Source organism: Moraxella oculi (assembly GCF_023336735.1).
GTDB classification, from domain to species: Bacteria; Pseudomonadota; Gammaproteobacteria; order Pseudomonadales; family Moraxellaceae; genus Moraxella; species Moraxella oculi.
In genome coordinates, this window is the sequence record NZ_JAMBAQ010000013.1 from 42,152 (window position 1) to 54,378 (window position 12,227).

Genomic DNA, 12,227 nt, shown 5'->3' on the forward strand with positions numbered 1-12,227 from the left:
GTCAAGCCAGCTTTTTTGTCAAGACATAGCGATAGCTGCCGTCATCAAGGACTTCTTGGCTTTCAAGCGAGTGTCCAAGGTGGCGACAAAAATTGGGAATGTCACGAGTGGTTGCAGGGTCGGTGGCTAAAATTTCAATGCGTTCACCGCCTTGGATTTGCCTGATCATCTTGTGTAGCAGCATGATGGGTTCGGGGCAGATGAGACCTTTTGTGTCTAAAATGTGGCTCATTGTGTCATCTCTTGGTTGGTTGTTGGGGTGTTTGATGGGGTTTGCTGTAAAAAATTTAAAAACTTTTTCAGATTCACACGAAAAACATAAGGCATGGCAAACCATGCTACCATTGCCAAAAACACCGCCATAAAAAAGTTTTTTGTGCTGCCGTAGATGGCGTAATTGATCAAGGAAAATAGCGTCAAGCTCATTGCGGTCAGTAGCATCAGTATTAAAATACCGCCTTGCATGATGCGATATCGACCCAAAAAAAACACATGAAATAGGCTGATTGGAATACTCAACCCCACTAGTGCGTACGGTAAGTAGTGAAAAGCACGGTAGATGACCATGTTGTCTTTAAAGTGTGCCATGCTTGCCAAAGTACCAAATGCCGCAAAGCAAGCAATGGCTGCCATGCCTAGATAAATGCTGATGTTGGCAAGGCGTAAGCCTTCTTTGGTGCGTGTGATGAGTGTGTCGTGATGATTCATGATGCTGTGATGATTTGTGGTTGGGTGTGGTGTTTGGTGGCTATGTTTTGTCTTTATGAGTATTGTCATGATAGTTGCTAACATACTTAGCAAGACTGGGAGCGTAAAAATAACCATCGATCAAAATGCACGCGCAGATGTTGTCAATCGGTTCTCTTTCATGGGTAATCCAGCCACGCTCCCATGCCAGCTGTCTGGCTTCTTTTGAGGTCAGTCGCTCGTCATACATGAATACCTTGGTGGTAGAATGCCTTTCTCCTAGGCGATGCGACAGACGCCGAGCGAATTTGGCCGCTCGTTTAGAAAGCATTGAGTCTGTGCCGTCCATGTTTAGAGGCAGACCAACCAGCACTTCATCAATTTCCCAAGTATCAATGATGCCAAGCAGATTCTCCCAGTCTGGCTGACCATTATTCATCGCTAAAATGTCAAAAGGGCGTGCGTCTTTGGTAAGGCTATTTCCTAACGCCATGCCCATCTTTTTGACACCGAAATCTAGAGCAAGAATTAAAGTGGGTTTATCATCAATCATTAAGCAGACCCTGTGCTAAGGACGAATGTGTGCGGATTGACACCTATTTTATCATACGCCTTACTAAGACGCTCGTCAAATGAGATGCCAAATAGTATTTCTAAATCAGGCGGACATAAAAGCCAATCACCCGCCACCAACTCACGCTCTAACCGCCCTTTATGCCAACTACAAAAGCCCATGCATACCAAATAATGTGCCAAACTGTCAGCGGATAAATGTTCCAAAATGTCCTTGCTGGTTGTCAAGCAAACATTCTCACCGATGGCGAAGGATGAACCGTAGTCAGGAAGTCCTGTGTGTAAAACAAAGCCTGCCTCAGGGCGTATGGGTCCGCCATCTAGGGCTGGCGTGTTCATGGCACGCTGTGAACTGGGTAAGCCCAGCTCATTTAGCAGTCCGCCTACTGAAGTGGATAGGGGTTGATTGATGATAAAACCCCATGCACCTTCAAGAGTATGCCGGCAGACATAGATGAGTTTTCCTAAAAAACGCTCATCATCTAAACTTGGACTGGCAATCAAGAACTGGTGAGCAAGATTTTTAATTGGTTTGTTCATAATCAAAATTACTTATTTACAGTGGCTCTCATGACTTTTGGTTAAGCTGTTTTGAATGTCTCATCTGATGCGAATGTTGTCAACCAACCGCTGTCTGTATCATTTTATTGTGATGTTTTTGTTAGAATGGGGTGCGGTGCTGGCATGGGTGATGTCATGAAGTAGGCTTTTAACATGTGCTCGGGTTGCTTCGGTAATATTGACCCCTCCAGACATTCTGGCAAGCTCATCAATCTGATGCTCTCCTGTGATGACGCTTAGCTTACTTGTGGTCTGTTCGCCATGATCTTTATGTACCAAAATGTGGCGATGAGCGGCGGCGGCGACTTGGGCTTGATGTGTGATGGCCAGCAGCTGTTGATGCTTACCTAGGCTGCGAAGCAGCTCTCCTACCACTTGTGCCGTACCACCACTGATGCCCACATCCACCTCATCAAATACCAGTATGGGTCGATTGCTCAAATCGCCACCACCTGCCACCATCACTTGCATGACAAGTGCCATGCGAGACAGCTCGCCCCCTGAGGCGACCTTATGTAGTTGTTGTAAGGGTGTGCCAATATTGGCACTAAATAATAAGGCAATGTCGTATTTGCCATGCATGCCATATTGACTGGGGTCTTTGGCATCAAAGGTAAATTCACAGCGGGCATTGGGCAACGCCAACGGCATCAAACGAGATTGCAGTTGTTTGCAAATGGTTGGAGCGATGTTCATGCGAGCGTCGTTTAATACTTCTGCAGCATCAAGATAGTACTCATAAGCCTCTTGGACTTGAGCATCTAACATGTCATCATCGGGTAGGGCTTGTAGTGCGTCAAGCTCTTTTTGCCAGCTGTCAGCATCACTTAGTAGCTTGGTGATTGGTGTGTGATATTTGTTTGATAATCTGTGAGCCAAAGTCAATAGACCATTTAATTCGTGCAGGCGCTCTTCATCTGGCAAGGACTGTTCGGCATAATCAGCAAGTTTTGCACCAGCATCCATGATCTGCTCTTGGGCCAGTGCTAATAATTGACTGCATTCGTTAAATGCTTTGCTTTTATCGGCATTGTTGTCACAGATGCGTATGGCACGACCCAGCAGGCTGAGTACACTGGGGTTATTACCATCACCATCTAAGCAGTTGACTGCTGCAACCGCCTGTCCCATCAGCGTTTCTAGATTGGAGAGTTCATCATATTCGCTTTCAAGCTCTGCAAAATTGACAGTCAATAATGGTTCAATATCAGTCAGTTTGGCGGATAGCAGTGCCATGCGATCAGCCCTCTGCGTCGATACGGATTTGACCTCATCGGCATGTTTTTTGATGCTCTGCCATGCGTGATAGGCATCTTTGGTAGCGATTTTTAAGTGATTGAGATTGCCAATTTTATCCAGCCAGTCAACCACAAATTGAGATTTTAGCAGTTCTAAGCCTGCGTGTTGTGAGTGAATATTGACTAAAATTTGCCCAAGGGATTTTAACTCACTGATGCTTGCTGGCACACCGTTAATCCATGATTTTGACCGACCTTGCGCACTGATTTTTCGGCGAATGAGTAGGGTATCTTCTTCAAGCTCTCGCTCGTGCTTGGCAAACCATGCCACAACTTCGTCATTACCAGTGATGTCAAATTCTCCAAATACACTTGCTTCATCGCAGCCATGTCGGACAACGCCACTGTCGGCACGCCCCCCTGCACACAATGATAGGGCGTCTAGTACCAGCGACTTACCAGCACCCGTTTCACCTGTGATGACATTGAATCGTCCGTCGAAGTCCACTTCTTGTTTTTCGACGAGGGCAAAGTTATTTAGGCTTAAAGAGACCAGCATGATGGTGTGTTTTCCATAAAAAAGCAATGGGTTATGATAATAAATTTATGCGAATTTGGCAATTTATACAAGCGTTTATGGGTAAAATTTTCGTTCAAAAGTAATCGTATGAAACCATGGGTGGGTTGCTGGGTGTTTTGACAATTTGGCATAAATTTGCCACAATAACAACGATTTTTCTAACAATAGGCATGCTCATGTCAAAACCAAAAAAAGCCCCTTATCATGCACATCAGCCATCTCCTAAAAAAGGCAAGGCCGCCAAAGATCGTCTGGCACACTTTTATGGTGTGCATGCGGTAATGGCGTTGTTAAAACATCGTCCACAAGATGCGTTGACTTTATTTGTACAGTTAAAAGAAACAGGTGTTAGCCAGACGCACGAAGAACTCATCACTTTTGCCAAGAGTAATGGTGTGAGTGTGCAAATGGCACACAAAGATAAATTGACCAAGCTGTGCGACAGTCATCAGCATCAAGGCGTGGTTGTGGCAGCACGATTACCCAAAATGTATGATGAGGGTGAGATCGAGAATCTGGTGGATAATCCCAATGCGTTGTTTTTGGTGCTGGATCAAATCACCGATGCTCACAATTTGGGAGCTTGTTTGCGTTCGGCGAGTGCGATGGGCGTGGATGCGGTCATCATTCCTAAGCATCAAAGTGTGTCGATTACTCCAACCGTCGCTAAGGTCTCTGTGGGTGCAGCAGAGGTGATTCCTGTGATTGCTGTTACCAATTTGGCACGCAGTCTAGAAAAGCTCAAAAAGGCAGGTGTGTTTGTCTTTGGTACGGCACTTGATGAGACGGCCGCGCCACTTCATGAGTGTGATTTTGGCGGAAAAGTCGCCATCATCATGGGGTCAGAGGGTGATGGTATGCGTAGGCTTACTCAAGAGTACTGTGACACATTGGTTTATATCCCCATGTCTGACAATCCAAATCGTCCGCAAAGCCTCAATGTCAGCGTGGCTACAGGCATGGTGCTGTATGAGGTGGCAAGACAAAGAGTGAGCAGAGGCTAACTCTTTTGTCTGGGAATGTCGCATAAGTTACCGTATGTTCCATGTGAAACATGAGTATGAAGAATGGCAGATGTGCCAGACTTAAAAAGATGAGTAATGTCATTAAGATGGCTGGCACATGATGACTGTCAACCGTTCCAAAAAACCTACCAAAGGCAAATTTAGCGTTTTCTTCCTACTTCATCGCTTGTTGCCCTTGCCATTTGGCGCAGGTCTTACATAAGCTCCATAGGCATTTTAAAATTGGGGATAGAACTTACCCGCCAAGGTTTTTGTTAAGATAAGGTTAAAACCTTATCCGCTTTGTGTAAAATGTTGATACTGGCGTTAATATCCCTGTCGTGATTGGTTTGACAATTGGGGCAAGTCCAGTTTCTAACAGATAAAGGTAATTCATATAACTTAACACCACAACAAGAGCAGGTTTTGCTTGATGGATAAAATCTGTCCAATTCTTTGAGTGTCTTGCCCCATTGATTTGCTTTGTAGATGAGTTGCCTTTTAAGTTCGTAAAACCCTAAATCATTGATAGCACGGCTTAGTTTGCGATTTTTTACCATACTTTTGATATTTAGGTTTTCAAGACAAATCACATCAAATCGTTTTACCAAATCAGTGGTGAGTTTGTGCAAAAAGTCTTTTCTGATACAGCTGATTTTGTAATGCAATCGTGAGAGCTTGGTTTTTGCCTTTTCACGATTGTTGGAGCCTTTTTGTTTACGGCTAAGTTGTTTTGATAATCTTTGAAGTTTTTTAAGTTTATTCTTTAAAGGTTTTGGTGCTTGTATCTTTTCTCCTGTTGAAAGTGTGGCAAGGTCGGTAATGCCTAAATCAATGCCAACAGATTTATTCGTTTTTTCTTTGAGTAAAAGATGATTGGGTAAATCTTGTAATTCCACCGCAATGGATACAAACCATTTACCACCTTTGGTAAAGACTTTGGCGGATAGGATTTTGCCATCAAAGCGTAAGTTTTACGCATTTTAACAAGTCCCAAATTGGGAATTTGAATGAAAGGTTTGTCTTTTTTAAGTTTTAATTTAAATTGGTCGTTGGAAAGACTAAAACGGTCATTTATGCCTTTCTTTCTAAACTGTGGATAACCACTTTCACCCTTAAAAAAGCGTTTGAATGCGTCTCCTAGTTGCATAATGGCAAGTTGGGGAGAGCATTTGGTAACTTCTAGTATAAAGGGGAATTGGGTGCGTTTGATGGCATTAAGCTGTTTTCTTAATTTGCCTTGTGTGGGTTTGTTGAGTTTGCTTTCGTCAATTTGTATGCCTTTGGCTAGGCAATCATCACGATATTGTTTATCTTGTTCGTATTGCTTTTTCCACGCCGCCAATCCCCAATTATAAGCAAATCTGGCAACACCGCAAGCCTTTTTAAAATAAGTGGCTTGTTTGTGATTGGGTTTTAGTTCAATGATGTGTCCACGAATGGCGGTCATTCTAACACCGCCTTAACAGCTTCTAACACTTTTTTATTTTTCTTACTGCGTGAACCATACAGACGAGCGGAAAATACGGTGATGATTTCTAACACATCTTGAGCCAACTCTTCTTCAAAGGATAGGTTTTCGCTTTGACTGATAATGACAACTTCCACATTCTTTCTTTCGCATAGAGCGAAGATAAGTTCCGAACCAAAGCGTAATAGGCGGTCTTTGTGGGTTAAAACCAAACGCCCAATTTCATCATTTAAGATGCCGTCAAGCAGTTGTTTTAAGCCTTTTTTGTGGTAGTTCATACCAGAGCCTAAATCATTCACGATTTCAAATGTTCAGCCTTGACTGGCATAGTATAGTTCAAGCACACCTATCTGACGGTCTAAATCATCTTTTTGGTCGTGGCTGGATACTCGTGCGTAGCGAACCGTTTTGCGGTTTGGCATTGGTAGATTATGGTAAAAATTAGGGCGTAGCTTATTAGTATCGTACCTGCGATGACCTTTGGGTGCGTTCTGCGACAAGCACGCCAGTTTCGTCCCGCCTCCGCAAAGTGGAAATAGATACGCCAAGTCGTTTTGAAGCTTCGTTAATAACAATCAATCTATTCATAATTACACATTATAGAGTAGATTTCAATTAGCTGTTTTTTTGCCCTTAGGCTTTTTTGGCAAGTTTGTCCAAAGTGGTCTTATTAGCGAGCATGACCTTTTTATCCTCTTCGGTCAGGCTGTCGCATTTGTTGGGGTCATTGCCACAGAATTGACAATACTCATCGCCCATCAATGTGGCAACACCGCCGCAAGAGCCCTTAAGAGGTTGCTTTTTTATCATGTATCCTACGCCCATGAATAAAAAAAACAAAACAAACACGCCAAAGCTCACAAAAAATATGGGAAGAAATTGATGAACGAAATCAGACATGATTGACCTCTTTGTCAATGATGGGTTTGACACAGTATTATAAAGACTTTTTTTAAAAAAGCCAGCCGTATTGGGTTTGTTGCCAGTATCTTTGCATCAACTAACAATAGTATGATATAGTAAATTTAAATGTATTTTACCATTATGATGAAATACAAAATATCCGAATACGCTAAAATCAAAAAAAGTACAGTATTGCACCGTTTGGAACGGGGTCAAGGCTGGTAAAGTCAAATCCGAACGCACCGAAACAGGCGGTGTGCTTATCATTGATGACATACAAGATGAACTTGTACAGACTAATGTTTGTATCTACTGCCGTGTGTCATCAAGTGAAAATAAGGTAAACCTAGACAGTCAAGCTGACCGCCTTATTGCCTACGCCAATGCTCGTGGTTACCAAGTTGGCAAAGTGGTTAAGGAAGTGGGTAGTGGTTTAAATGGTAATCGCCCCAAACTTGTTGCCCTGCTCAAAGACCCAAGTTTAAACCTTATCATTGTTGAGTATAAAGACCGCTTAACTCGTTTTGGTTTTAATTATCTTGATTATCTTGAAACATTGCTTGCCATGCAAAACAGAAACATTGAAGTGGTTAATAATGTGGAAGGTCCAAGAGATGATTTAATGGTGGATTTTACTGCCATCATCACTCCATTTTGTGCAAGGCTTTATGGATTAAGATGCACCATAAGAAAAACCGAACAGTTTATCAAAGAACTGCAAAAGGCAAACGACTAATGCACCTAACTACAAGCATTTTTATCAAACACCCAATCCATTATTAAAGTGATTGATGACTATGCGTTTTTGTGCAAAAATCTTAAAAACTCTGCTTTGTATGCTTATCGCCAAACATTCTTTAATGACAATAAGATCCTAAATGACTTTGTCTTAATTAACAACTTTACTCAAAATAAGTAAGCCGATTATGTTGCCATTCCAAGAAAGGTAAACCAGCAAACCAAACATTCCCAAATACCTTGATAAACAAAAGGTCGTGCCAACATCATCTTTACCAAACAAGCCGTCAGTAGGGCAGATTTAAGACAAGGCATTTTAACCCTTAGTCCTTTTGACAGAACAAAACCCATTTCTACCAATTTTGACAAACTAAAAGACAAAATGACTTATGATAATCTACAAGAAGTCAAAAGTGGCTAATGGTTATGATGTTAAGATTGTTTATAAAACAAAAGATTTGCAAATCAAGAATGTAGACCCATTCGCATTCTTTCGGTGGATTTTGGTATTCAAGTGATTGCTAGTGAAGAAAGCTACACCAGTAAATGTGGCTTTTGGATAATGAATCACTTGCAAAACAAAGCACTTATTTGGACAAGCGAGTTTGTAGGGGCTTATTCAAATCCGCACAAAGTAAACTTATTAATGTTGATGTTAATGGAGCATTGAACATTTTAAGAAAAGTAATTGGGGATTTAAAATTTGACCCAATACAGGTGTGTAGTACGCCAAAGACGGTTAATGTCTTGAAATATTAATGATGGTAAATTGACTATATTTTTATTGTTTTTGTAACTATGACAACAATCATCTGTGCTGAATTCATGATTGATGGACAAACGAATTGGTGTGTCAATATCCCACATTATCCCACATTATCCCACATTATCCCACATTATCCCACATTATCCCACATTATCCCACATTATCCCACATTATCCCACATTAAAAATCAAAACCAGCATTCACCCCAATGACGGTTTCTTTTTTTATGAAGGTGGGCGTCTTAATGCTTTTACCAATAAATAGGTCTAGATAGGCTGTGGCAGGTTGATTATTTAAATCGATACTTGCTGATGGATGCAGTTGATTACCTTTAAAACCAAAACCTTGATTTTGTTTGTTTGGCATTGTATTTCGTTGAAAATAATACCTTAATCCGATGGCACCAGCCAGCATGTAGCGTTGGTTCTTAATGGTATTTTGCCCATAGACATAACCTTGGTCAATGCTGGCGTATGGTTGTATGTTATGAGAACTCATTCCCAACTTTTGACTGATGATGTACGATGGTCGCCAGGCGATTTCTTGAGACAAGCTAAATCCGTGTTCACCTGATAAATAATTTCCCTCTTTGACGCCCTTAATGCTATTTCTACCACCCAAATAGAATAGATCAGATGGCACGGGAGTTTGTTTGGCATATTGTGCTTGCACTTTAGCGGTATAGGATAGGAGGATGGGTGTTTGACTAAGGGATCTTGTTTGATGCGTGTTTTGGTTAAAATCTTGAATATGTCCCTTGTGTTTTACGGTGATGTTAAATGGCTTTTGGAAGCTGGTGTGTAGTGACCAGATAGGAGCTTTGGCATGTCCTTCGCTAGGCATCTGTCGCCCAAAAGCATCATGAATGCTCTCTTCGGGGGCAGGCATTGCTTTTAGTGCTCCGACCCCATGCTTGTAGTCTAGATTGGCATAAAGATAGCCTCCTTTAAAAAGGTGGTGCTGATAAATGATGCCAAGATTATAGCCTGTCGTGCGTCGATTTTGAACTTCGATATTAACATCATCAATATAATTGGCACTTCTTTTATGATTGGCTTTGATATACCCTTCGGTTTTTTGATGACTATTACGATGCATTAAGCGTGATAAACCAATGGTACTGGTTTGACTGGTGCCATGATAGGTTAAAGGGGCGTTAAGTCCTTCAATAAAGTGCTTATACTGATGGTGGCTGTGCGCAATGGAGAATTTGTAAAGGCCATGAGTGCTTGATAAGGATGCGTGATAATTGGTTTGTCTGTCCTTATTTATCTGTGTGCCAAGATTATTTTGGATCATGTCTGCAAGCCTTACCAATGGGTAATTAACAGAAATTTGCCACTCATCATTGATGCGCAACAGATTATTAGCACGAATATTGGCAGTAGTGAGATATTTGCCATAACTTTTTGATAAACTGTTATCAATACTGACACCAAAAACCGCACTTTGATGACGATTCATGTTGATGACAAGATCGCTTAGTCCAGGAGAGCTTTTATTGCTGTGAGTGATGTCACTGGTAAATCGGTTAGAGTCGCTTGGCATGATCTGTGCTGTTGCTTTTGGATCGATGCGTTTGAGTGTGTCCAAGCCTTGCTCTAAATCCGATAAGCGAAGGGCTTGGTTGGGCTTGATGGGGATGGCACTATAAATGTAAAAAGGCGTCTTTTGTGAATCGGTCAGCACAATATCTTGAATTTTACCTAATTTAACTGTCAAGATGAGTTTTTGTGTGAGTAAATCTTGGTCATCAACAGTGATGCTGCTGGTTAAATAACCGCGTTTTAATAGTTCGTTATGTGCAATGTCAATGATGATGGATAGGTTGTGATTGTTAATACAGCGCCCAAGAGCATAAGTTGGTTTTTGCCAATCAAGTAAAGGTGTTAATAAATTGCTCAAATTGCCACGCATCATTTTGGGATCATCAATCACAAAATCAATCTCATTAACCACAAAGCATGGACCATCATCTTTGGAGGTGTGCCAGTCTGGATGAGAGATGTTGGTTGGCTTGATGTGGTCGGCATTGAAGTCAATGCTGTTGCTGGAAGCTTGTAAATTCTGCTGCGATAAGTGTACTGATGCTGCTTGACGCAGATCATCAGTGAGTGTGAATGTGTTTGGTTTGATGGTGTGAGTCTGAGCCCATGCATCACTAAAATGTATCGCATGGATGATTGTCAAAGAAGCAATAGTAAAAGTTGTGATTCGCATGAGCCAGAATTACCCAGTTTGCTTAAAATGATAATAAACAGTTAGAATAATACAATAACATCAAACTAATTGCAATTTTATAGCAATGAATTTATAATTTGACAAACAACACAGTAACATTAAAAACGGATTTTTATGTCACAGTCAAACAAACTTTTTAGCTTCTCATCACTCCATGTCGGCATCTTACTTACTTTGTCAGCGAACCATTCCGCCTTCGCCACCATCAACACAGACCCCACTTCTCCCAGTGCTCAAAAACCCATCATCGCAGTTTCTCATGCCAATGGGCAACACATACCGATTGTTCAGATTCAAACTCCCAAGCACGGCATCTCTCACAATAAATACACACAGTTTGATGTGGATATGCAAGGTGTGGTATTAAACAACTCAAGACAAGGTGCTTACACTCAACTGGCAGGTGTGGTGAGGGCCAATCCTTTTTTAAAGCAAGGTGAGGCTCATACCATCATCAATGAGGTACGCAGCAATCAGCCTAGCCAGCTTGATGGTGTACTTGAAGTTGCTGGACAAAAGGCCAATCTCATCATTGCCAACCCATCAGGCATCAATGTTGCTGGTGCTGGGTTCATCAATGTGCATGAGGCAACCCTCTCTACAGGAAGCATACATAACGACCAAGGCCAACTGACTCATCACATCACCCAAGGAACAATCCAAATACAATCCCCCAAGGGCATCAGCACTGCTGCTGTTGGTTTGGGTGGTGCCAATAAAAATGCTGACTTGGTTAATTTGTACAGCAAAACCGCCAACATCAACGCACAAATTCAAGCAGATCATGCCATCACCACAGTAACAGGGTCCAACCAAATCACAGACACAGCAAAGATCACCCGCATCAATGACGATGAAAGCACAAGTCCCATCAGTCAGCCTGCTCAGATTGCCATTGATGTCAAAGAGTTGGGTGGCATGTCTGCAGGTAGCATCAGTCTGATCGGCACAGACAAGGGGCTGGGTGTGAACCAAGCGGGTCATCTGACTGCCAAGCATCACCTTGTCATCACCACCGATGGTAAAATCACTCATACGGGTCAAAGTGATGCTAAGCTGGGTGTGATTCGCTTGGGCAGTCATGCCAGTATTGAGCTTGGTGATGAACAATCAGATAAAAGCACCAACATACAGGCAAAGCAAGGCGTACAACTTGATGCCAATCAAATCATCACTCATCACGCCACTCTCACCAGCGACAACAATCTTTTGCTCACCGCCAAACAAAAACTTGCGATTAATGGCAGTAGCTTGACAGCTGGTGGCGATATTCAAGCGGTGGTTACTGGCAATGTAGAGGCGACCCATCGCCGCTCATCAGCCATATTCAAAGACAGCACCTTAACTGCCAAAGGCAGATTGACGATTGCCAACCTGCAAGGTTCTCTTAGCTATGATAATACCAACATGTCAGCCATGGGTAATCTGTCAAGTTTCGCCCAACACAACCAACGCCTAAGAAATA

At 42.2% G+C, this 12,227-nt stretch carries 11 protein-coding genes and 2 pseudogenes; 3 read left to right on the top strand and 10 right to left on the bottom strand.

Annotation, left to right across the window (positions count from 1 at the left end):
* Position 1 precedes the first annotated feature (1 nt).
* From tusA to recN, 5 genes are all read right to left on the bottom strand, one after another.
* Complete coding sequence (tusA, locus tag M2R47_RS07070; protein ID WP_249100963.1) at positions 2–232, bottom strand: sulfurtransferase TusA; 231 nt, start codon at positions 230–232, stop codon at positions 2–4.
* The gene (locus M2R47_RS07075) at positions 229–777 is read right to left on the bottom strand and encodes a hypothetical protein (protein WP_249100965.1); all 549 of its coding nucleotides are present in this window, start codon (positions 775–777) and stop codon (positions 229–231) included. The genes tusA and M2R47_RS07075 overlap by 4 nt, the downstream gene beginning before the upstream one ends.
* Positions 749–1,240: a Holliday junction resolvase RuvX gene (ruvX, locus tag M2R47_RS07080; protein WP_249100968.1), complete on the bottom strand. Its 492-nt coding sequence runs from the start codon at positions 1,238–1,240 to the stop codon at positions 749–751. The genes M2R47_RS07075 and ruvX overlap by 29 nt, the downstream gene beginning before the upstream one ends.
* Positions 1,240–1,800 carry a YqgE/AlgH family protein gene (locus M2R47_RS07085; protein WP_249100971.1) on the bottom strand — a complete coding sequence of 187 codons (561 nt, stop codon included), beginning with the start codon at positions 1,798–1,800 and terminating at the stop codon, positions 1,240–1,242. The genes ruvX and M2R47_RS07085 overlap by 1 nt, the downstream gene beginning before the upstream one ends.
* 99 nt (positions 1,801–1,899) lie before the next feature.
* On the bottom strand, positions 1,900–3,618 hold the full coding sequence (gene recN / locus M2R47_RS07090) for a DNA repair protein RecN (protein WP_249100975.1): 1,719 nt from the start codon (positions 3,616–3,618) through the stop codon (positions 1,900–1,902).
* 197 nt (positions 3,619–3,815) lie between these two features.
* Here recN and rlmB point away from each other — a divergent pair, with 197 nt between their 5' ends.
* Positions 3,816–4,643 (top strand): 23S rRNA (guanosine(2251)-2'-O)-methyltransferase RlmB, encoded by an 828-nt coding sequence (rlmB, locus tag M2R47_RS07095; protein WP_283162931.1) that lies wholly within the window; start codon positions 3,816–3,818, stop codon positions 4,641–4,643.
* 275 nt (positions 4,644–4,918) lie between these two features.
* Here the strand turns inward: rlmB and M2R47_RS07100 are convergent, their stop codons facing one another.
* The 4 genes and pseudogenes from M2R47_RS07100 to nqrM form a co-directional block, all read right to left on the bottom strand.
* Complete coding sequence (locus M2R47_RS07100; protein WP_249100978.1) at positions 4,919–5,542, bottom strand: RNA-guided endonuclease InsQ/TnpB family protein; 624 nt, start codon at positions 5,540–5,542, stop codon at positions 4,919–4,921.
* Positions 5,470–6,093: a helix-turn-helix domain-containing protein gene (locus M2R47_RS07105; protein WP_249100981.1), complete on the bottom strand. Its 624-nt coding sequence runs from the start codon at positions 6,091–6,093 to the stop codon at positions 5,470–5,472. The genes M2R47_RS07100 and M2R47_RS07105 overlap by 73 nt, the downstream gene beginning before the upstream one ends.
* Positions 6,090–6,702 (bottom strand): annotated as a pseudogene (locus M2R47_RS07110) (IS607 family transposase). The gene M2R47_RS07105 and the pseudogene M2R47_RS07110 overlap by 4 nt, the downstream one beginning before the upstream one ends.
* Positions 6,703–6,747: 45 nt before the next feature.
* On the bottom strand, positions 6,748–7,014 hold the full coding sequence (gene nqrM / locus M2R47_RS07115; protein WP_249100984.1) for a (Na+)-NQR maturation NqrM: 267 nt from the start codon (positions 7,012–7,014) through the stop codon (positions 6,748–6,750).
* A gap of 187 nt (positions 7,015–7,201) precedes the next feature.
* Between nqrM and M2R47_RS07120 the strand changes: the two are divergent.
* Positions 7,202–7,753: pseudogene (locus tag M2R47_RS07120) on the top strand (IS607 family transposase); the annotation flags it as partial.
* Positions 7,754–8,701: 948 nt separating this feature from the next.
* Here the strand turns inward: M2R47_RS07120 and M2R47_RS07125 are convergent.
* On the bottom strand, positions 8,702–10,741 hold the full coding sequence (locus M2R47_RS07125) for a ShlB/FhaC/HecB family hemolysin secretion/activation protein (RefSeq protein WP_249100987.1): 2,040 nt from the start codon (positions 10,739–10,741) through the stop codon (positions 8,702–8,704).
* Between the two features lie 135 nt (positions 10,742–10,876).
* Here M2R47_RS07125 and M2R47_RS07130 point away from each other — a divergent pair.
* A partial coding sequence (locus M2R47_RS07130; RefSeq protein ID WP_249100989.1) for a filamentous hemagglutinin N-terminal domain-containing protein occupies positions 10,877–12,227 on the top strand: 1,351 nt, incomplete at its 3' end.